Annotated in this window: 17 protein-coding genes; 4 read left to right on the top strand and 13 right to left on the bottom strand. The window is 73.1% G+C overall.

Going from position 1 to position 20,226, the window contains the following annotated elements; translation table 11 throughout:
• Positions 1-42: 42 nt before the first annotated feature.
• The 12 genes from ACIBBA_RS08125 to ACIBBA_RS08070 all read right to left on the bottom strand — a co-directional run bounded on the left by ACIBBA_RS08125 (position 43) and on the right by ACIBBA_RS08070 (position 11,694).
• On the bottom strand, positions 43-2,103 hold the full coding sequence (locus tag ACIBBA_RS08125; protein WP_396694942.1) for an acyltransferase family protein: 2,061 nt from the start codon (positions 2,101-2,103) through the stop codon (positions 43-45).
• Positions 2,104-2,310: 207 nt separating this feature from the next.
• Positions 2,311-2,931, bottom strand: a complete 621-nt coding sequence (rdgB, locus tag ACIBBA_RS08120; protein ID WP_396694940.1) for an RdgB/HAM1 family non-canonical purine NTP pyrophosphatase — start codon at positions 2,929-2,931, stop codon at positions 2,311-2,313.
• On the bottom strand, positions 2,928-3,653 hold the full coding sequence (rph, locus tag ACIBBA_RS08115; RefSeq protein ID WP_350869268.1) for a ribonuclease PH: 726 nt from the start codon (positions 3,651-3,653) through the stop codon (positions 2,928-2,930). The genes rdgB and rph overlap by 4 nt, the downstream gene beginning before the upstream one ends.
• 62 nt (positions 3,654-3,715) lie before the next feature.
• The gene (locus tag ACIBBA_RS08110; protein WP_396694938.1) at positions 3,716-4,873 is read right to left on the bottom strand and encodes a glycosyltransferase; all 1,158 of its coding nucleotides are present in this window, start codon (positions 4,871-4,873) and stop codon (positions 3,716-3,718) included.
• Positions 4,870-6,015, bottom strand: coding sequence for a glycosyltransferase family 4 protein (locus ACIBBA_RS08105; RefSeq protein ID WP_396694936.1), 1,146 nt, complete (start codon positions 6,013-6,015; stop codon positions 4,870-4,872). The genes ACIBBA_RS08110 and ACIBBA_RS08105 overlap by 4 nt, the downstream gene beginning before the upstream one ends.
• Positions 6,016-6,125: 110 nt before the next feature.
• On the bottom strand, positions 6,126-6,869 hold the full coding sequence (locus ACIBBA_RS08100; RefSeq protein ID WP_396694934.1) for an MBL fold metallo-hydrolase: 744 nt from the start codon (positions 6,867-6,869) through the stop codon (positions 6,126-6,128).
• A 365-nt stretch (positions 6,870-7,234) separates the two neighbouring features.
• Entirely contained in the window at positions 7,235-8,200 is a 966-nt protein-coding gene (locus ACIBBA_RS08095; RefSeq protein WP_396694932.1) for a PLP-dependent cysteine synthase family protein, read from the bottom strand.
• A gap of 10 nt (positions 8,201-8,210) precedes the next feature.
• The gene (locus ACIBBA_RS08090) at positions 8,211-8,612 is read right to left on the bottom strand and encodes a MoaD family protein (protein WP_396694930.1); all 402 of its coding nucleotides are present in this window, start codon (positions 8,610-8,612) and stop codon (positions 8,211-8,213) included.
• A gap of 68 nt (positions 8,613-8,680) precedes the next feature.
• The gene (locus ACIBBA_RS08085) at positions 8,681-9,169 is read right to left on the bottom strand and encodes a M67 family metallopeptidase (RefSeq protein ID WP_350869255.1); all 489 of its coding nucleotides are present in this window, start codon (positions 9,167-9,169) and stop codon (positions 8,681-8,683) included.
• 47 nt (positions 9,170-9,216) lie between these two features.
• Positions 9,217-9,717, bottom strand: coding sequence for a DUF2017 domain-containing protein (locus ACIBBA_RS08080; protein ID WP_396694927.1), 501 nt, complete (start codon positions 9,715-9,717; stop codon positions 9,217-9,219).
• A gap of 2 nt (positions 9,718-9,719) precedes the next feature.
• The gene (gene clpS / locus ACIBBA_RS08075) at positions 9,720-10,010 is read right to left on the bottom strand and encodes an ATP-dependent Clp protease adapter ClpS (RefSeq protein WP_350869249.1); all 291 of its coding nucleotides are present in this window, start codon (positions 10,008-10,010) and stop codon (positions 9,720-9,722) included.
• A gap of 148 nt (positions 10,011-10,158) precedes the next feature.
• Positions 10,159-11,694 (bottom strand): hypothetical protein, encoded by a 1,536-nt coding sequence (locus ACIBBA_RS08070; protein WP_396694925.1) that lies wholly within the window; start codon positions 11,692-11,694, stop codon positions 10,159-10,161.
• Positions 11,695-11,925: 231 nt separating this feature from the next.
• Between ACIBBA_RS08070 and ACIBBA_RS08065 the strand changes: the two genes are divergently transcribed.
• From ACIBBA_RS08065 to ACIBBA_RS08050, 4 genes are read left to right on the top strand one after another with little or no spacing between them, the layout of a single operon-like run.
• Complete coding sequence (locus ACIBBA_RS08065; protein WP_396694923.1) at positions 11,926-14,604, top strand: LuxR C-terminal-related transcriptional regulator; 2,679 nt, start codon at positions 11,926-11,928, stop codon at positions 14,602-14,604.
• 16 nt (positions 14,605-14,620) lie between these two features.
• Positions 14,621-15,907: a nicotinate phosphoribosyltransferase gene (locus ACIBBA_RS08060; RefSeq protein WP_396694921.1), complete on the top strand. Its 1,287-nt coding sequence runs from the start codon at positions 14,621-14,623 to the stop codon at positions 15,905-15,907.
• Positions 15,908-15,950: 43 nt separating this feature from the next.
• On the top strand, positions 15,951-16,532 hold the full coding sequence (locus ACIBBA_RS08055) for an isochorismatase family protein (protein WP_396694919.1): 582 nt from the start codon (positions 15,951-15,953) through the stop codon (positions 16,530-16,532).
• A gap of 40 nt (positions 16,533-16,572) precedes the next feature.
• Positions 16,573-17,811: an MFS transporter gene (locus tag ACIBBA_RS08050; RefSeq protein ID WP_396694916.1), complete on the top strand. Its 1,239-nt coding sequence runs from the start codon at positions 16,573-16,575 to the stop codon at positions 17,809-17,811.
• 649 nt (positions 17,812-18,460) lie between these two features.
• Here ACIBBA_RS08050 and ctaD read toward each other — a convergent pair.
• Positions 18,461-20,218: a cytochrome c oxidase subunit I gene (gene ctaD, locus ACIBBA_RS08045; RefSeq protein WP_350869236.1), complete on the bottom strand. Its 1,758-nt coding sequence runs from the start codon at positions 20,216-20,218 to the stop codon at positions 18,461-18,463.
• Positions 20,219-20,226 lie beyond the last annotated feature (8 nt).

Here is a 20,226-nt window from a genome sequence, read left to right as displayed (position 1 = left end):
GCCGGTCACCGCGCCCGCTCCCCGTCCGCACCGGGCTTGCCGTCACCGCGCCGTGCTTGCCGCGATGCGGTCGACGAGGTGAGTGCCGAGCGTGCGGGCGTAGGTCGCGGTGATGTGGTGCGTGTCGCGATAGACGATGACGTTGCCGATCACCAGAGGACACTCGGTCGTGGTGCAGAACAGGTCGGTCAGGTCGACCACCTGCACCTTGTCGCCGGCCCGACGCGCGGCGTCCTCGAGGGCGTCCCCGGTGCCGAGCGCGGTCCGACGCTCGACGGAGCACCGGGTCGGATCCCCGCCGTTCGCCGCGTCGTCGACGAGACAGCCGAGATCCTCCTCGCCGAGCGTCGGGTTGTCCGCCACCACGACGATCCTGGTCCCCCGCGCGAGCACCGGCCGCCACGCCTCGACGTACCTGCGCGTCTGGCCGTCGGCCGTGCGGCGGTCGGCGCTCGCGCTACGCCGCCCGCTGATGATGACCAGGTCGTACTTCGGGCCGGCGCCAAGCCGCTGCATCATCGCCTGCCGTCGCGCGTAGCACGGGTCAGCCTGGTCGACGGTGTCCACCCTCGCCCAGATGCAGCCCCGGGCGACATAGGTGTCGAGCACCCAGTTCCGTGCCTCGAGGTGACCCTCGATGGCCGGGATGAGCATCGCCGCGTGCGAGTCCCCGACGATCGCGACCTTCGTCGCGTCGGGCCGCTGCGAGCCGATCCGGCACGAACTGAGCTCGGCACCCGGCTTCTGGTCGTAGCACCGGTACGCGGAGCCGGTGTCCTTGGTGAGCATCGAGACCTCGGGGAACACCTCCCGGCCCAGGGTGCCCCGCGTGCAGCCGTTCGCGGCGATCATCGCACCCGCCCCGAGGCACGGCGCTCCCTCGGCCAACAACTGTTCGAGGCGCGAATCGCTCGCCTGGCTGCTCTGCTCCAGCAGTCGGTTTCCGACCACGACGACGGACATCACCATCGCCATCGACATCGCCGCGGCCGCGTACTGCGGCCACAGCCGACGCCGACCGGCGAACACGCCGAACCGCACCGGATCCTCGACGAGGCGCTTGGTGAGCGCGGCCAGGACCACCACGCCGGCGATGACGACGAGCTTCACCGGCCAGGTCATCTTGTCGCCCGTCGCCAGCGCGAAGATCGCGATCGGCGGCCAGTGCCAGAGGTAGACGGAGTACGACCAGTCGCCGAACTTCTGCACCGGCGCCAGCTTCATCAGTCCGAGCGGAGACCACCGAGGGCCGGGGGCGCCGGCCCAGATGGCGCAGAGCGCACCGACGACCGGCAGCGCCGCCGCGTAGCCCGGGAAGGGGGTCCCGCCGTGCAGCACGAACGCGGCCACGCCGATCAGGAGCAGCCCCAGCCAGGAGACCACCGCCCGGGTGCGGTCGCCGGCGGACCGGCCGAGCCCGGGCAGCGTCGCGAGCAGTGCTCCGGCCCCGAACTCCCATGCCCGGGTGGGGGTGACGAAGTAGGCGGCGGCGCCGTTCGTGAGCGTCGCGTAGACGGAGTAGGCGAAGGACGCCGCGACGATGATGGCGAGCGTGGCCCGGATCGCGCCGGTCGGATCCGTCCGCCGGAGTCGGCCCGCGACCACGATCGCGACCACGATCAACAGCGGCCAGACCAGATAGAACTGCTCCTCCACCGAGAGCGACCAGTAGTGCTGCACCGGCGACTGGACGTTCTCCGCGGCGAGGTAGTCCACGGCGTCGTGCGCCAGCTGCCAGTTCTCGACGTAGATGGTCGCTGCCGCGATCTCACGCAAGATCTGCGGCCAGTAGAGCTGCGGCACCCAGATGAAGACGGCCGCCGCGGTGGCGACGAGCACGAGCAGCGAGGCGGGCAGCAGGCGCCGGATGCGGCGGGCCCAGAAGGAGCCGAGGCGGACCGACCCTGTCTTCTGCACCTCCCGTACCAGGTGCGCGGTGATGAGGAAGCCACTGATCACGAAGAAGAGGTCGACACCGACGTAACCGCCCGGGATCCGGTGTGGCCAGAAATGAAACAGCAACACCAGGAGCACGGCAAGCGCCCGCAGAGCCTGGATCTCCGGCCGCAGCACGCCGCGATCGGTCAGCTTCGAATCACGCACTGTGCCTCGCCACGGCGGTAGGGGTAAGGGTGGCGCTCAGCGGCCACGCCGCCACGGAATGGCGGCGTCGGCGAGGCTATACGGCCGGCGCCCCTTTTCTCTATCCGGTACGGCGCCGGCCACGACGAAGCGGAGTCGGACCAACCGATGCCGGGCCGGCCGCGATCGGCGGCCGGGCGGCATCAGGCGAGGTCAGAGCGGATGCCTTCAGCCGCCGTTCGGCGGGAGCACCTTGGCGACCAGCTTGGCCAGCTCGCGCAGTGCCTTGCCGCGGTGGCTGATCGCGTCCTTCTCCTGCGGGGTCAGCTCGGCGTTGGTCCGGGTCTGTCCGTCGCCCAGGAAGATCGGGTCGTAGCCGAAGCCGCCGTCGCCGCGCGGGGCACGCAGCAGCTGGCCGGACTGCCGGCCGTCCACCAGGTGCTCCTTGCCGCCGGGCAGCACCAGAGCGACCGTGCAGACGAACGAGGCGCCCCGGTTCTCGTCCGGCAGGTCGGCGATCTGGTCCAGCACCAGCTGGAGGTTGGCCTGGTCGTCGCCGTGCCGGCCGGCCCACCGGGCGCTGAACACACCGGGCATGCCGTTCAGCGCGTCGACGGCCAGCCCGGAGTCGTCGGCGATGGTGGGCAGGCCGGTCCGGCGGAACCCTTCCCGCGCCTTGATCAGCGCGTTCTCGCCGAAGGTCAGGCCGGTCTCCGGCAGCTCCGGGTACTCCTCGACGTCGTCGAGGCCGACCAGGGCGATCCGGTGCGCGCCGAGCGCGCCGTCGAGGATCCGCTGGAGTTCCACCAGCTTCTTTTGGTTACGGGTGGCGAGCAGCACCTTGTTCATGAGAGCGCCTTCCGCTGGGCTTCGGCCAGTTCCGCGCAGCCCGCCACGCCGAGGTCGAGCAGCGCGTCGAGCTGGTCGCGGGCGAACACGCCCGCCTCTCCGGTGCCCTGCACCTCGACGAACTCGCCGGTGCCGGTGCAGACCACGTTCATGTCGACCTCGGCGGCCACGTCCTCGTCGTAGCAGAGGTCCAGGCGCGCCTCGCCGGCGATGACGCCGACGCTCACCGCGGCCACCGACCGGTGCATCACCGACGCCGGCTTGCCGGCGAGCGCCTTGCGCTGCGCCAGCCAGGTCACCGCGTCGTGCAGCGCCACGTACGCCCCGGTGATCGCCGCGGTCCGGGTGCCACCGTCGGCCTGGAGCACGTCGCAGTCGAGCACGACCGAGTTCTCACCGAGCGCCTTCAGGTCGACGCAGGCGCGCAGGCTCCGGCCGATCAGCCGGGAGATCTCATGGGTACGCCCACCGACGCGCCCCTTGACGCTCTCCCGGTCGGAGCGGGTGTTGGTGGCCCGGGGCAGCATCGCGTACTCGGCGGTGACCCAGCCGAGGCCGGAGCCCTTGCGCCAGCGGGGCACCCCCTCGGTCACGCTCGCCGTGCAGAGCACCCGGGTCGCGCCGAACTCGACGAGCACGGAGCCCTCGGGATGGGTGCTCCAGCCTCTGGTCAACGTCACCGGTCGGAGTTGGTCGGGCCGTCGCCCGTCGGGTCGCGCCATGCCTGCACCCTATGCGGTGCGGTGATCCAACCACGCCGGGGTGTCCCGACCTGCCCGATCGGTCAGGCCGGAGCGGTGGGCCGGGCCGGCTGCGCGTCGTGCACCCGCAGGAATCCGGCCACTGCCGCCGGCCAGCCGAACTCCTCGGCGCGCGCCCGCGCCGCCCGGCGCCGCTGCGCCTCCGGGCGGGCAATCAACCGGGTCACCGCGGCGGCGATGGCGTCCGGCGAGCCGTACGCGGCCAGTCCGGCCGGGCCGACCACCTCGGGCAGGGCGCTGGCGGCGTTGACCACCACCGGGGTGCCGCTGGCCAATGCCTCCAGCCCGGCCAGGCCGAAGGTCTCCACCGGTCCGGGCGCGAGGACCACGTCCGCGCTGGCCAGCAGCCCGGCCACGGTGAGCCGATCGGGCAGGAAACCGGTGAAGCGCACCGGCAGCCCGGCGGCCCGGCGGATCAGCGCCGATCGCATCGGGCCGTCGCCGGCCATCACCAGCACCGCCGGCACGCCCGCGCGGCGCAGCGCGGCGAGCGCGTCGACGGCCAGTTCGGGGCGTTTCTCGGCCGACAACCGGGCGCAGTGCACGAGCAGCAGCTCGGCGGGGTCGGCGTACCGCGCACGCAGGCCAGGGTCGGCCCGGTCCGGTCCGAAGGTGTCCAGGTCGACGCCGAGCGGCACCTGCTCCACATTGCCCGCCCCGATCCGGGTGAACTCCTCCGCCGCCCACCCGGTGGTGCAGACGATCCGGTCGTACGACCGGGCGGTGCGCCGGTTGAGCCGGTCGGCGATCGGCCGGCGCAGCCCGTCCGGCACGCCCCACTGCCCGAGCAGTCCGGTCAGCGACTCGTGCGAGACCATCACCGCCGGCACCGCGTGCGCCCGGGCCCAGCTCCCGGTCCAGCGCAGGGTGAACCGGTCGGAGACCTCCAGCCGGTCGGGTGCCAGCTCGGCCAGCAGCCGGCTCAGCCGACGCCGGCCGATCAGCAGTCGGTAACCACCGCTGCCCGGCAGCTCCGGGCCGGCGAGGGTGACCACCCGCCCCCACGGGTGCCGCTCGTCGCCGTCGCGCCGGCCGGGGACGACCAGCACCGGCTCGTGCCCGGCGGCGAGGTAGCCCTCGCCGAGGTGGCGCAACGCCGTCCGCAGGCCGCCGGAGCGGGCGGTCACGAAGTTGGCCAGCCGGACGATCCGCAGCCCGCCGTTGGGGACGCGCCCGGTCATGAGGCGGCGGGCAGGTCGACGGCCGCCCGGCCGAAGCGGACCGCCTGGTAGTGCCCGATCAGCTCGTCACCCACCGCGGCCCAGCTGCGGCGGCGCACCGCGGCCCGGGCGGCCAGCCCGTACCCGCGACGGCGTGCCTCGTCCGCGCCGAGCTCACCGACCGCGGCGGCCAGCGCGTCGCCGTCCTCCGGCGGGACCAGCAGCCCGGTCACCCCGGACTCCACCAGATCCAGCGGTCCGCCGGCGGCCGGCGCGACCACCGGCACCCCGCTGGCCAGCGCCTCCTGCACGGTCTGGCCGAAGGTCTCGTGCGGGCCGGTGTGCACGAAGACGTCCAGGCTGGCGTAGAGCCGGGCCAGGTCCTCGCCGTGCTGCACGCCGAGGAAGGTGACCTCGGGCAGCGCCCGGGCCAGCTGCCGACGGGCCGGGCCGTCCCCGGCCACCACCACCCGTACGCCGGGCAGCCGGGAGGTCGCCGCCAGCAGGTCGACCCGCTTCTCCGGGGCGAGCCGGCCGACGTAGCCGACCAGCAGCTCGCCGTCGGGCGCGAGGCGGGCCCGCAGCTCGGCGGAGCGCTTCGCGGGCTGGAAGCGTTCCGCGTCCACTCCGCGCCCCCACAGCCAGATCCGCTGCACCCCGTTGGCGATCAGGTCGGCGGCGGCCCGGGTGGACGGGGCGAGGGTGCGCCCTGCCAAGTTGTGGATCTCGCGCAGCCGCCGCCAGGCGGCCGCCTCGCCCCAGCCGACCCGGTACGCGCGGGCGTACGACGCCACGTCGGTCTGGTAGACGGCCACCGTCGGCAGGCCGTGCCGTGCGGCGAGCGTGGCGGCCCGGCCGCCGAGGATGAACGGGCTGGCCAGGTGAACGACGTCCGGCGCGTGCGCCAGCAGCGCCCCGGCGAGCCGGGTGGTGGTCGGCACGCCCAGCCGGAAACCCTGGTAACGGGGCAGCGGCACACTCGGGATCCGCACCACCGGGTACGGGTACGCGCCGGCGTCGTGCCGGGCGGCGCCCGGCGGGGCCGGGGCGATGACCAACGGCTGGTGCCCGCACGCGACCAGGTGCTCGGCGGTCCGGACGACGGAGTGCGCAACGCCGTTCACGTCCGGCGGGAACGACTCGGTCACGATGGCGATCCGCATGCCCACACCGTGCGGGTGTCACAGGTGCGCCAGACGACCGGCCGCTGACCGGCCGGCGAACAATGCGGCAAGAGCGGTCGCGGCGCGGGGGCACGGGCCGCCGGGGTGGGTCAGACGTCGTAGCTGGCGCCGGGCCGCACGACCTCGAGCGGGCCGGCGTACGCGGCGGCGGCCGACTCGACGGTGTGCGCCTCGCTGCCCCAGGCGGCCACCAGGTGGGTGAGCAGCAGCCGGCGTGCGCCCGCCTTGGTCGCCGCCTCGCCGGCCTCCCGGCCGGTCAGGTGCAGATCCGGCGGGTTCTCCACGCCGTCGAGGTAGCTCGCCTCGCAGAGGAAGGCGTCGGCGTCCTGGGCGAGGCGCAGCAGCGCGTCGCAGGGCGCGGTGTCGGACGAGTAGCAGAGCACCCGTCCGTCGTGCTCCAGCCGCACCCCGTACGTCTCGATGGGGTGGTTGACCCGGTCGACGGTGACGCTGAACGGCCCGATCGGGAAGGTGCCGGGCTGCAAGCCGTAGAACTGGAAGACGTCGTCCATCGTGCCGTCGTCGCCGTAGGCGGCGCTGAGCCGGTCCGGCGCGCCGGACGGGGCGTACACCGGCAGGGCCGGGTAGGGGCCGTCCGGGGCGTACCGGCGGACCACCACGTACGACACGGCGTCGAGGATGTGGTCGCAGTGCAGGTGGCTGAGGAGGATCGCGTCCGGGGCGTGCAGCCCCGCGTAGCGCTGCAGGCTGGACAGCGAGCCGGGGCCGAAGTCGACCAACAGCCGGAAACCGTCGGCTTCGACCAGGTAGGCCGAGCAGGGGGACTCCGGTCCGGGAAAACTTCCCGCACAGCCGAGGACGGTCAGTCGCATCGAGTGGTCTCGCTGCCACGCTGCGTAGTCGCCACGCCGGCCGCTGCTCGGCTCATGATCTTTACCGACGCGTACGCCACGCTGCGCAGCCTACGCCGGAGCACGGGGGCGCAAGAATCATCCGCTGGAAGTTGTCACCAAGGTGACACCGGCTGGCGGGACCGCCGGACCTCCACCACCGGGCGGGCACCCGACACCGGCGCGACCGTTGCGGAGCGTGAGGAGCATCTGGATGCCGGCGCCCGCCCGTGGGGCAGCCGAGGCGCCCGGGACCTGCCGCAGACCGACCGGCGCCGAGGCGGCCGGAACGAGGCGGGGCCGCCGACGCGCGTCGGCGGCCCCGCTTCGTCGGACGGTGGTCGGGCTCAGGCCCAGAGCTGCCCGTCGAGGGCGTCCTCTGCATCGGCCAGTGTGCCGCCGTAGGCCCCGGTGGAGAGGTACTTCCAGCCGCCGTCGGCGACCACGAAGGCCACGTCGGCGCCGCGGCCCTCGCGCACCGCCTCGTGGGCCACCGCCAGCGCGGCGTGCAGGATCGCGCCGGTCGAGAAGCCGGCGAAGATCCCCTCCACCTCGACCAGCTGCCGGGTGCGCAGCACCGCGTCCCGGGTGCCGACGGAGAACCGCCGGGACAGCACGGTGGCGTCGTAGAGCTCCGGTACGTAGCCCTCGTCGATGTTGCGCAGGCCGTAGACCAGCTCGCCGTAGCGCGGCTCCGCCGCGACGATCTGGATGCCGTCGACCTTCTCCCGCAGGTAGCGCCCGGTGCCCATCAGCGTGCCGGTGGTGCCCAGACCGGCCACGAAGTGGGTGATGCTGGGCAGATCGTGCAGCAGCTCCGGGCCGGTGGTCTCGTAGTGCGCCCGGGCGTTGGCCTCGTTGCCGTACTGGAAGAGCATCACCCAGTCGGGGTGCTCGGCCGCGATCTGCTTGGCCGTGGCGACCGCCTGGTTCGAACCACCGGCCGCCGCCGAGAAGATGATCTCCGCGCCGTACATCCGGAGCAGCTGGACCCGCTCGGTCGAGACGTTCTCCGGCATCACACAGACCAGCCGGTAGCCGCGAAGCTTCGCCACCATGGCCAGCGAGATGCCGGTGTTGCCGCTGGTCGGCTCGAGGATCGTGTCGCCCGGCCGGAGCCGGCCGGCCTCCTCGGCCGCCCGGACCATGAACAGGGCCGCCCGGTCCTTGATGCTGCCGGTCGGATTCCGGTCCTCCAGCTTGGCCCAGAGCCGCACCGGCGGCGCCTGATCGGGCACCGTCGGCGAGAGCCGGGGCAGGCCGACCAGGGGTGTGCCGCCGGAGGCGTCGAGCAGACTGTCGTACCGCGCCATGGCGGCCGCCTCAGCGGCCGGCGACGGCCCGACGGCCCGGGGCCGCCGGCGCGGACTCGACCGCCGCGCTGTGCTGCGCGATCGCCGCGGCGGCGGCGCTGTGCTGCGCGATCGCCGCAGCGGCGGCGAAGCCGAACGCGCCGCCGGCTACCGCCGGCAGGATGGTGACGCTGTCACCGTCGTTGAGCTTGGCGTCCAGCGAACCCAGGAACCGGACGTCCTCGTCGTTGACGTAGACGTTGACGAACCGGTGCAGCGCTCCGGCCTCGGTGACCAGGCGGCCCTTCAGGCCGCCGTGCCGCGAGTCCAGGTCGGTGAGCAGGTCGCTCAGGGTGTCGCCGGCGCCCTCGACGAGCTTCGCGCCGCCGGTGTAGCTGCGCAGGATGGTGGGGATGCGAACCTCGATGGCCATGATGTCGTGCTCCTCTTCGAGTGTGCCTCGGTGACGGGACGTGGACGGGTGTTGTGCGCCGCGGGGGATCAGCGGTCGGAACACTCGTAGTCGACCGTCGCCGGGCTCTGCCCGAACATGTAGGACTGGACGGCGTGCGGGTCCACCCCGGCCTCCACGATCCGGACCGGCTCCTCGGTCACCACACCGTCGACGATCCGGAACGAGCGGATCTCCTCGGTGTCCGGCTCCCGGGTGGAGACCAGCACGTAGTGCGCACCCGGCTCACCGGCGAAGGAGACGTCTGTGCGGGACGGGTAGGCCTCGGTCGCGGTGTGCGAGTGGTAGATGACGACGGGCTCCTCGTCCCGGTCGTCCATCTCGCGCCACACCCGCAGCTGCTCCATCGAGTCGAACTCGTAGAAGGTCATCGAGCGGGCCGCGTTGTCCATCGGGATGTGCCGGGTCGGGCTGTCGCTGCCGGCGGCGCCGGCGACGACGCCGCACGCCTCGTCGGGGTGGTCCCGACGAGCGTGGGCCACGATCGCGTCGACGATCGACCGGTCGATGCTCAGCACGCTGCCCAGCCTAACGCCTGGCGGCCGGGGGCCCGAAGTGGTGGCGGTCACGCCCCGTCGATCAGGGCGTTGAGCAGGGACTCCTGCAGATAGCCGAGGTATGCGTATACCGACAGTTGGAACACCCGGCTGGAGGTCGGGTCCTCGGCGACCGCGTCGTCCAGCTCCTCGCCGAGGTCCGTTCCGTCCTTGATCTCCAACCGCACGCCCATCGCGAGCCGGGCGTCGTTCAACGCGCGCAGCCACGCCTCGGCCGCCTCGGCGTCCAGCCGCACCTCGCCGCCGGCCTCGTCGGGCAACGCGGCCAGGATGGCGCCGGCCTGGTCGATCTTCGCGGTCTTGAGGTCGCCCTCGGTGTAGCGGCGGAACTCCTCGGCACCGGCCGCGTCGTCCGGGTAGACCTCGGGAAAGAGCCGGCCGACCACCGGGTCGGAGTGGTCGAAGCCGTCGGTGAGCAGACCGACCACCTCACCGGCGACCTTGCGCAGCACCCGCACCTCGTCGACGGCGAAGCTGGCGACGTAGCGCCCACTCTGCCTGCGGAACATGCTCACGAGCGGTCCACCGTCGCCCACAGCCCGTACGCGTGCAGCTGCGACGCGTCGTGCTCCATCCGCTCCCGGGCGCCGGTGGAGACCACGGCGCGGCCCTTGTGGTGCACGTCCAGCATCAGCTCCTCGGCCTTCTCCCGGCTGTAGCCGAAGAGCTTCTGGAAGACCCAGGTCACGTACGTCATCAGGTTGACCGGGTCGTCCCACACGATCGTCACCCACGGCCGGTCCGAGGCCGGCACCTCTTCGGTGGCCGGCGTCTCGACCGGTGCAACCTGCGGAGCCGCCATGCCCCCCATCGTGCCACCGGTCTCCCGGAACCGAGGAACCGGAACGCCGGCCGGGCGCGGATCGCCGTCGGGGGGCGGCCCGGACCCGCCGGGACCGCGCCCGAGGGGTGGGCGGGCGGGCCCGGCGGGCCGGACGTCTCGGGCGCCCTCAGGCGAGCAGGATGCCGTGGTCAACCGCATCGGAGAGCACCGCGCCCAGGGAGAGACGGATCACCTCGAACCGCCGGGAGATCTCCCGGGCGAGTTCCAGCTCGACCTCCCGCAGCGCCCGCTGGGCCCAGGCCCGCGCGCCGTTCGGATCGTTGTTGCCCGGGCTGCGCCAGTGCTGCCAGCAGCCGCCGGAGAGGGCGACGGCGACCGGCGGAAGCACCTCGGCGCGGGCGGGGCTCGGATAGCCGGCCACCGCGTCGATCGCGCCGTCGCCGGAGAGCCCGGCCACCCCGGCGGTGCTGGTGACCAGTAGCACCCGGTCGAGATCTCGGCCGGCGCGGTCGCGCTCCTCGGTCAGCCCCCAGCTCATCGCGTGGGTGACCCGCTGGTGCACGCCCTCGGGCAGCGGGCCGCCGATAACCCGGGCGGTGATCTCCTCGATGATCCCCCGGACCGCGTGGTCGCACTGAGCGGTGGCCAGCAGCGACAGCGCCTCCATCTCGCGGTCGAGCAGCTCGGGCAGCCCGGCGCAGCCGACCCCGAAGACGATCTCCTGGACCACCCGCAGGTGCGTGTTGGCGAGTTCCAGCGCGAGGTGCTGGCGGATCCGCTGGGTGCAGGAGCGGGTCCGCCGGTCGAGCCGCTCGGACCAGTCACCCGGGTCGGCGGCGACGCTCACCCGGACGTGACCGCCCGTCGGCAGCGGCGGGTCGGAGCTGGCTCGGCGCAGGCCCTCGTCGGCGGCCCAGCCGACCAGCGCCCGGCGCAGGTCGGCCACGGCCGCGGGGTGGTGCGGCGCGAACCAGCGGGCATCGGCGAGGGCGGGGACCGCGGAGAGCAGCGCCGCCCGGTGCGCCTCGACGGTCACGGCGACCGGATCCACGGCGGGGCCGGGTGAGGGGGACCCGGCCCCGGACGGCGGGACGGACGCCCCCGCGTCCTCCGTCGTCGCCGTGCTGTCGGGCCCGGCCCAGCCGGTCGAGCCGGGGGTGACCGCGAAGAAGACCGTGACCGAGGTGCGGGCGACCTCGGCGAGCAGGTTGAGTTCCGCCGCGGTGAACGCCTGGTCGGCGGCGATCACGAAGAGCAGCGACCCGGCCCGACCGGCCGCCTCGATCAGCACCCGGGCGCCGGCGACGCCGAAGGTGCCGGTGTCCAGCGTGTCGACCAGGGTGAAGTGCCGCAGCAGCGGATCGGGCAGGCCGATCTCGACCCGGCGCGGCGGGCGGGCCAGCGCGGGACCGGCCGCCGTGCGGTCCGCGCCGTAGGCGTGCGGCTGGCGATAGCCCGGCACGTACGCCGCGCGGGAGGGCTTCGCAGCGTGCCGGGCCACCAACCAGCTGCCGTCCGGCACGGCGAGCAGGGCGGGGTCGAGATCGAGCAGGGTGGCGAGCACGGCGCGCCGGCCGGCGCCCGCGGGGCCGACGGCGAGCACGCCGAGCGGCTCCTCGGGGCCCGGTTCGGTCACCCCGAGCCGGGTGGGCAGGGGCGCGCAGCGCGGCGGGTCGGCGGAGCCCGGCACGTCGTCAGGCATGTCGACCGAGGGGAGAGGACCCGGCTTCATCAGGGCGACCTCCCGTGGCAGGCGGACCGGCAGCGGCCGGCCGCGTGGATTGTCCGGCGAGTCAACCCGGATGCCGGAAGACTACGAGCGACCCGGGGTCCGGGCGGAACACTTCGGGTACTCACGAGTAATCGCGAGATTACTCAACTTCGGTGCGTGACGGTATGCACGCGGACCGATTTCGATGGATATGCTGCCCGGATGAGTCGGTGGAAATTCGTCGGCCGAACGGATGAGCTCAACCGTCTCCTGTCGGCGGTGACCGGCACCGAGGGTCGAGGGCTCTTCTACAGCGGCAACGCGGGCATCGGCAAGAGCCGCCTGCTGCGCGAGGGCGTGGCTGCGCTGCCCACCGACCGCTACGCGATCTGGTCCATCGCCGCCAGCGCCACCACCGCGGCGCTGCCGTTCGGCGGGCTGGTCCAGGTGCTCCCCGCGGAGCAGCCGCAGGGCCTGTCGCCGGCCGGCATCCTGCGCTGGGCGCTGGACGTGCTCCAGCAGCAGGCGGCCGGGCGGCGCATCGTGCTCGCCATCGACGACGCGCACCTGCTCGACCCGCCGTCGGCCGCGCTCGTGCACCTGGTGGCCCGGGCCGAGAACGCCACCGTGATCGGCACGCTGCGCAACGGCGAGCAGATCCCGCTGCCGATCCGGGCACTCTGGACCGACGACCTGGTGGAGAACGCCGAGCTGAGCCCGATGGCGCCGGCGGAGACCGCCGGGCTGCTCGCCGCGATCCTCGGCGGCCCGGTCGACGCCGGCTCCGCCGACCGGCTGGGTCGGCTCTCCGCCGGCAACCCGCTGCTGCTGCGCGAGCTGGTGCACGCCGCCTCCGGCAGCGAGGAGCTGACCCGCACGTACGGGATCTGGAAGTGGACCGGGCGGCTGGAGCTGGCGCCGAACCTGACCGACCTGATCGACATCCGGATCGGCCAGCTCACCCCCGGCGTCCGGGCGGTCGTCGAGCTGGTCGCGTTCGGTGAACCGCTCGGCCTGCAACTGCTCAACCAGGCCGTCGACCCGACCGACGTGGAGGTCGCCGAGGAGCGGGGCCTGATCTCGGTGATCCAGCACGACCGGCGGACCAACGTCCGGCTCGCGCACCCGCTCTACGGCGAGGTGATGCGCCGCCGCTGCCCGGTCAGCCGGACCCGCCGGTTGCAGGCCCACCTCGCCGAGTTGCTGGAGCGGGTGGGCAAGCGACGCCGCGACGACCTGCTCCGGGTGGCGGTGTGGCGGCTCGACTCGGGCACCGCCCAGGACGCCGCGCTCCTGCTCGACGCGGCCGTGCAGGCGTTCAGCCGCTACGACGTACCGCTGGCGACCCGGCTGGCCCGCGCGGCGCTCGAAGCCGGCGGCGGGTTCGACGCGGCCGAGCTGCTGGCCACCATCCTGATGTTCGCCGACCGGCCGGAGGAGGCGATCGAGGTGCTCGACGCGGTCTCCCCCGGCTCGGCCGACAGTCGCCGGCTGAGCCGCTGGCTGACGGTGCGCGGAATGGTGACCTACTGGGGGTTGAGCCAGGAGTCCACGGTGGAGGAGATCGCGGCACGTGCCGGCGAGCTGACCGACTCGGCCGACCAGGCCCGGGTCCGCGCGTTCGAGGCGATCATGCGGCTGCACCGGCTGGACACCGCCACGGCGCTGCGGCTCAGCCAGGGCGTGCTGGATCGCCCGGCGGCCAGCATCGCCGCGCGCGAGCTGGCCCGGTGCACGATCGCCTACCTGCAGGCCGCGCAGGGGCAGCTGCGCCGCAGCGGCACCGCGGTCAACCAGGTGCACTCCGAGGCGGCCCGGTGGCGGGCCGACATGCCATACCTCCAGCTCGCCCTGGAGCTGGCCCGGGGCACCCGGCTCACCCTCGCCGGCGACCTGGCCGGCATCGACGCGATCGTGGCCGACGAGTTCGCCGACCTCGCCGGCGCCGGGGACTTCCGGCTCGGCACCGGCTACCTGGCCATCCTCCAGGCGTACGCGGCCCGGCTGCGCGGTCAGAGCGACGCCGCGCTGCGGACCAGCCTCGGCGCGTGCGCGGTGCTCGCCACCAGCCGGGTCTACGCGGGGCTGGCCCAGGCCGAGCGGGCCCAGGCCGCCGCCCTGCGGGGCGACGCGGCCCAGGCCGCCGAGGCGATGGCCGAGGCCGACCGCACCCAGGCCCCCGGCATGGCGGTGCTCTATCCGTGGCTGGAGCAGGCCCGCGGTGCGGCGCTCGCCGCGGCCGGCGACCTGCCGGGCGCGGTGAAGCAGCTGACCGAACTGGTCGACCGGCTGCGCGCCGACGACTTCGCCGGCCACGAGGTGCACGTCCTGCACGACCTGGTGCGACTCGACCAGGCAACCGCGCCGGTCGGGCCCACCTGCTCGGACGGCAGCCGGCGCAGCGTCGCCCAGCGCCTCTCCGAACTCTCCGAACGGGTCGACGGGGTGCTGCCGCCGCTGCTGGCCCGACACGCCCGGGCGGCGGTCGCCGGCTCGGCGGCCGACCTGCTCACCGTTGCCGACGACTTCGCCGCGCTCGATCTCAACCTCTACGCCGCCGAGGCGACCGCCACCGCGCTGCACCGGCTGCGCCGGGAGCGGCCCGCCGCCGCCAACGAGGCCCGGGAACGCCTCGCGGCGCTGTTGAACCGCTGCGACCTGATCCGCACGCCGGCGCTGCGGGCCGGGGCTCCGGTGCTGACCGAGCGGGAGTGGCAGGTGGCCCGGCTCGCCGCCGAGGGGGCGACCAGCAAGGCCATCGCCGACCGGCTCTACCTGTCGGCCCGCACCGTGGAGAACCACCTTCAGCGGATCTACGCCAAGCTCGGCGTCACCAGTCGCGCCGAGCTGCGGGCCGCGCTGCGGGCGATCCCGGGCCACGAGGGCGGCGACGCGAGCTGAACTTTAGGCTGGGACGGTGAGCACCCTTCGCCCCGCACTGCTGACCGACCACTACGAGCTGACCATGATCAGCGCGGCGCTGCGCGACGGCACCGCCGACCGCCGCTGCGTCTTCGAGGTCTTCAGCCGTCGGCTGCCGACCGGCCGCCGCTACGGCGTGGTCGCCGGCACCGGGCGCCTGATCGAGCTGATCCGGGACTTCCGGTTCGACGCCGACGACGTCGACCACCTGCTGCGCACCGGCGTGGTCGACGACCAGGCCGCGGCCTGGCTACGGGACTACCGCTTCACCGGCGACATCGACGGGTACGCCGAGGGCGAGCTCTTCTTCCCCAACTCGCCGATCCTCACCGTCTGCGGCGGCTTCGCCGAGTGCGTGGTTCTGGAGACGCTGGTGCTCTCCGTTCTCAACCATGACAGCGCCGTCGCGGCTGCCGCCGCCCGGATGGTGACCGCGGCCCGGGGGCGCACCCTGATCGAGATGGGCTCCCGCCGGGCGCACGAGGGGGCCGCGGTGGCCGCCGCCCGGGCCGCCTACCTGGCCGGCTTCCGGTTCACCTCCAACCTCGAGGCCGGCCGCCGCTACGGCATTCCCACCGCCGGCACCGCGGCGCACGCGTTCACCCTGCTGCACGACGACGAGCGGGCCGCGTTCGCCTCGCAGGTCGCCACCTTGGGCAAGGACACCACGCTGCTGGTCGACACGTACGACATCAGCCAGGGCATCCGCAACGCCATCGCGGTCGCCGGCACCGACCTGCGCGCGGTCCGGATCGACTCCGGCGACCTCGCGGTGATCGCCCAGCAGTCCCGGGAGTTGCTCGACTCGCTCGGCGCCACCGAGACGAAGATCATCGTTTCGGGTGACCTGGACGAGTACGCCATCGCCGCCCTGGCCGCCGAACCGGTGGACATGTACGGCGCGGGCACCGCGGTGGTCACCGGCTCCGGTGCGCCCACCGTCGGGCTGGTCTACAAGCTGGTCGAGGTCGACGGCCGAGCGGTGGTGAAGCGCTCGGAGCACAAGGCGACCATCGGCGGCCGCAAGGTCGCGGTCCGGCGGCACAAGCCGACCGGTACGGCCACCGAGGAGGTCATCGTCCCGCAGGGCGTACCGGACCGGCAGCCCAACGACCGGCTGCTCCAGCGCTCGTTCGTGGCCGGCGGTGAACCGGTCGACCTACCCACGCTGGACGAGTCGCGTGAGCACCTGCGGGAGTGCCTGATCTCCATCCCGTGGGAGGGGCTGAAGCTCTCCGCGGGCGACCCGGCCATCCCGGTCACCGTGGTGCCCGCACAGTGAAGGTTGCCCGGTCCCGGGCCGAGGCGTCAGGAAGGGAGCACCGGTGAGCAACGCGTTGATCATCGTGGACGTGCAGAACGACTTCTGTGAGGGTGGCTCGCTGGCCGTCGGCGGCGGGGCCGCCGTAGCGGCCGGCGTCACCCGGCTGCTCGCGGCCGAACCGGGCCGCTGGGAGCACGTGGTCGCGACCAAGGACTACCACGTCGATCCGGGGGCGCACTTCGCCGACCGGCCGGACTTCGTCGACTCCTGGCCGCGGCATTGCGTGGTCGGCACCCCCGGCTCGGAGTTCCACCCCGATCTGGACACCGGGCGGGTCGAGGAGATCTTCCACAAGGGCGAGCACGCGGCCGCGTACTCCGGTTTCGAGGGGCATGCCGCCGACGGTGAGTGCCTGGCCGACTGGCTGCGCCGGCACGGCGTCGACCGGGTCGAGCTGGTCGGCATCGCCACCGACCACTGCGTCCGGGCCACCGCCCTGGACGCCGCGCGGGAGGGCTTCGCCACCACCGTGCTGCTCGACCTGACCGCCGGCGTCGCCGCGGACACCACCGACGTGGCGCTACGGGCGTTGGAGGGTGCCGGGGTCTCCCTGCAGGGTGAGCCTGTGATCAAGAACGCATGACCCGGTAATTGGTTGGCGGCTGTCGTACCCAGCGTCGAGGATGGCGCCGGAGGTATGGACCGTCGTGAACCTTGAGCCTTACCGGCAGACGCTCGCCCTGCCCGGTCTCCGGTCGCTGCTGCTGGTGGCGGTGCTCGCCCGCATCCCGCTCACCGCGACCGGGGTGACGATGACCCTCCACGTGCTCGACCTCGGCCGCGGCTACGCCGCCGCCGGGCTGGTCGGCGCCGCGATCACCGTCGGCGCGGCGATCGGCGGCCCGCTGCTCGGTCGGCAGATCGACCGCCGAGGCCTGCGGCCGGTGCTGGTGCTCACCGCGATCGTCGAGGCGGTCTACTGGGCCACCGCGCCCTCGCTGCCCTACCTCCTGCTGCTGCCGGCCGCCTTCGTCGCCGGCTCGCTGGCCCTGCCGATCTTCTCGGTGGTCCGCCAGTCCATCGCCGCGCTGGTGCCCGAGGAGCAACGCCGACCGGCCTACGCGCTCGACTCGATGTCGGTGGAGCTGTCGTTCATGGTCGGCCCGGCGCTGGCCGTGGCGCTGGCCACCGCCATCTCGGCGCAGACCACCCTCTACCTGGTCGGCGCCGGCATCGTCGCCGCCGGGGTGGCGTTCTGGCTGCTCAACCCGCCCACCGGCAGCGAACAGCAGCCGGGGACGCCACACCGACGGATACCGCGGCGGGAGTGGGTGACGCCCCGGCTGCTGGCCGTGCTGGCGGTCAGCCTCGCCGCCACGCTGGTGCTCGGCGGCACCGACGTGGCGGTCGTCGCCGTGCTCCGGGAGGGCGGTGAGGTCGGCTGGACCGGCGCGGTCCTCGCCATGTGGGCGGTCGCCTCGCTGGTCGGCGGCTTCGCCTACGGAGCGGTGCACCGCTCCTTCTCCCCGCTGGCGCTGATGGCCGCGCTGAGCCTCTGCACCATCCCGGTCGGGCTGGGCGGCTCACACTGGTGGCTGCTCTGCCTCGCCCTGATCCCGGCCGGCGCGCTCTGCGCCCCGACCATCGCGGCGACCTCCGACGCGGTCAGCCGCCTCGCCCCGGCCGAGGTACGCGGCGAGGCGATGGGCCTGCACGGCTCGGCGGTCACCGTCGGCATCGCGGTCGGCGCCCCGCTCGCCGGCGCGGTGATCGACGCCTCCGCGCCGGCCTGGGGGTTCGCCGTGACCGGCATCATCGGCGCGCTGGTCGCCCTCGCGGTGCTCCCCATCGAACTGCGCCGCCGCCGCACCGCAGCCGCCCCCGTACCCGCCGAACCCGAACTCGCCCCCACCACCCACTGACCCGGCCCCATCCGCGGGCGCGGCACGGTCACCGGGCAGGTTCGACGGCGGGCGCGACCCACGGGCGGCGCCCCACGCCGGGCCTTGATCTCCACCCGGGTGACCTTGATGCCCCACGCGACCCGCGGGCAGGTGCCCGCGGCGGGCGCGACCCGCGGGCGGTGGCCCACAGCGGGCGGTGGCCACCACTTCGTGGAATCGGTCCCCATCCCGCTTCCGCGAGGCCACTGCTTCCCTGAAGCAGCACCGATGCGCGGAACACGGCCCGCCGGCTCCGACGGCCACACGATCAACTCGGGATCAAGGAAGTCGGGGTGTCCGCCCGACCGGACACCCCGACATCCCAGAAGCCGAGTCGATCAGCCCACCCGACCGACCTGATCGACACCGTGTCGCCGACATGGCGGCATCCTGCGCCCCGGGACACCGCCATCTCGGGGATACGGAGTCGATCAACCCTCGACACCCGACCTGATCGACACCAGTTCGGCGACATGGCGGCATCCTGCGCGCCCGGACACCGCCAGGTCGGGGACATGGAGTCGATCAGCCTCCGACAGCCGGGTCGGCGACCAGGTGAGGCTGGAAAGGGCGACGGGCGCCGCCTCCCGGGAAGGGAGGCGGCGCCCGTCGGACGTGGTGCTGGGTATCAGCGGTCGATGTTGCTGGCGGTGTCCTCGGCGTAGCGGGCCCCGCCGTCCGACTCGCTGGTCAGCGGCTTGGAGCCGCCCTCCGGCGGGCCGGCCAGGCTCTGGTGGCCGGCGGCCAGCTCCGGGAACTTCAGGTCGAACGCCGGCCGCTCGGAGCGGATCCGCGGCATCCGGTCGAAGTTGCGCAGCGGCGGCGGGCAGCTGGTCGCCCACTCCAGCGAGTTGCCGTGGCCCCACGGGTCGTCGACCTCGACCACCGGGCCGGTCTTGTACGACTTCCAGCAGTTGTAGATGAACGGCAGCGTCGAGATACCGGTGATGAACGCGCCGATCGTGGAGATCATGTTCAGCGTGGTGAAGCCGTCGCTGGGCAGGTAGTCGGCGTAGCGGCGGGGCATGCCCTCGTTGCCGAGCCAGTGCTGCACCAGGAAGGTGGTGTGGAAGCCGATCATGGTCAGCCAGAAGTGCACCTTGCCGAGCCGCTCGTCGAGCATCCGGCCGAACATCTTCGGGAACCAGAAGTAGATGCCGGCGAAGACGGCGAACACGATGGTGCCGAAGAGCACGTAGTGGAAGTGCGCCACCACGAAGTACGAGTCGGAGACGTGGAAGTCGATCGGCGGGCTGGCCAGCAGCACGCCGGTGAGACCACCGAAGAGGAAGGTCACCAGGAAGCCGACCGACCAGAGCATCGGAGTTTCGAAGCTGACCTGGCCGCGCCACATGGTGCCGATCCAGTTGAAGAACTTCATACCGGTGGGCACGGCGATCAGGAAGCTCAGGAAGCTGAAGAACGGCAGCAGCACCTGGCCGGTGGCGAACATGTGGTGCGCCCAGACGCTCATCGACAGCGCGGCGATGGCGAGGGTCGCGGCCACCAGACCCTTGTAGCCGAAGATCGGCTTGCGGGAGAAGACCGGGATGATCTCGCTGATGATGCCGAAGAACGGCAGCGCGACGATGTAGACCTCGGGGTGTCCGAAGAACCAGAACAGGTGCTGCCAGAGCATCGGCCCACCGGTCGCCGGATCGTACACGTGGGCGCCGAGGATGCGGTCGGCGGCGAGCGCGAAGAGCGCGGCGGCCAGCAGCGGGAAGACCAGGATCACCAGGAGGCTGGTGACCAGGATGTTCCAGGTGAAGATCGGCATCCGGAACATGGTCATGCCGGGGGCCCGCAGGGTGAGGACCGTGGTGATCATGTTGACCGCGCCGAGGATGGTGCCCAGACCGGAGATGGCCAGACCCATGATCCACATGTTGGCGCCGACGCCCGGGGAGTGCTCCACGCTGCTCAGCGGGGCGTACGCGAACCAGCCGAAGTCGGCCGCGCCGCCCGGGGTGAGGAAGCCGGCGGTCGCGATGGTGCCGCCGAACAGGTACAGCCAGTAGGCGAAGCTGTTCAGCCGCGGGAACGACACGTCGGGCGCGCCGATCTGGATCGGCACGATGTAGTTCGCGAAGGCGAACACGATCGGCGTCGCGAAGAACAGCAGCATGATCGTGCCGTGCATGGTGAAGAGCTGGTTGTACTGCTCGGGCGACAGGAACTGCAGCCCCGGCTGGGCCAGCTCGGCCCGCATGATCAGGGCCATCAGGCCGCCGATCATGAAGAACGCGAACGCGGTGACCATGTACATGATCCCGATCTGCTTCGCGTCCGTGGTCCGCAGCAGCCGCGCGATGGCCGACCCCTTGACCGGCTCTCGGACCGGCCAGGGCCGGGTCACGACCGGCTTGGGTGCGACGGTGGTCACGAGTGGCC

This window comes from Micromonospora sp. NPDC051006, assembly GCF_044456245.1.
GTDB lineage: Bacteria > Actinomycetota > Actinomycetes > Mycobacteriales > Micromonosporaceae > Micromonospora.
Note: the sequence above shows the minus strand (reverse complement) of the source record. Positions and strands in the feature narration are given on the sequence as shown.

Bases quoted from the DNA above. Each gene is read 5' to 3' on its own strand.
- rdgB (WP_396694940.1), bottom strand. From the start codon at position 2,931: ATGAACAAGGTGCTGCTCGCCACCCGTAACCAAAAGAAGCTGGTGGAA.
- rph (WP_350869268.1), bottom strand. From the start codon at position 3,653: ATGGCGCGACCCGACGGGCGACGGCCCGACCAACTCCGACCGGTGACG.
- ACIBBA_RS08110 (WP_396694938.1), bottom strand. From the start codon at position 4,873: ATGACCGGGCGCGTCCCCAACGGCGGGCTGCGGATCGTCCGGCTGGCC.
- ACIBBA_RS08105 (WP_396694936.1), bottom strand. From the start codon at position 6,015: ATGCGGATCGCCATCGTGACCGAGTCGTTCCCGCCGGACGTGAACGGC.
- ACIBBA_RS08100 (WP_396694934.1), bottom strand. From the start codon at position 6,869: ATGCGACTGACCGTCCTCGGCTGTGCGGGAAGTTTTCCCGGACCGGAG.
- ACIBBA_RS08095 (WP_396694932.1), bottom strand. From the start codon at position 8,200: ATGGCGCGGTACGACAGTCTGCTCGACGCCTCCGGCGGCACACCCCTG.
- ACIBBA_RS08090 (WP_396694930.1), bottom strand. From the start codon at position 8,612: ATGGCCATCGAGGTTCGCATCCCCACCATCCTGCGCAGCTACACCGGC.
- ACIBBA_RS08080 (WP_396694927.1), bottom strand. From the start codon at position 9,717: ATGTTCCGCAGGCAGAGTGGGCGCTACGTCGCCAGCTTCGCCGTCGAC.
- clpS (WP_350869249.1), bottom strand. From the start codon at position 10,010: ATGGCGGCTCCGCAGGTTGCACCGGTCGAGACGCCGGCCACCGAAGAG.
- ACIBBA_RS08070 (WP_396694925.1), bottom strand. From the start codon at position 11,694: ATGCCTGACGACGTGCCGGGCTCCGCCGACCCGCCGCGCTGCGCGCCC.
- ACIBBA_RS08065 (WP_396694923.1), top strand. From the start codon at position 11,926: ATGAGTCGGTGGAAATTCGTCGGCCGAACGGATGAGCTCAACCGTCTC.
- ACIBBA_RS08050 (WP_396694916.1), top strand. From the start codon at position 16,573: ATGGCGCCGGAGGTATGGACCGTCGTGAACCTTGAGCCTTACCGGCAG.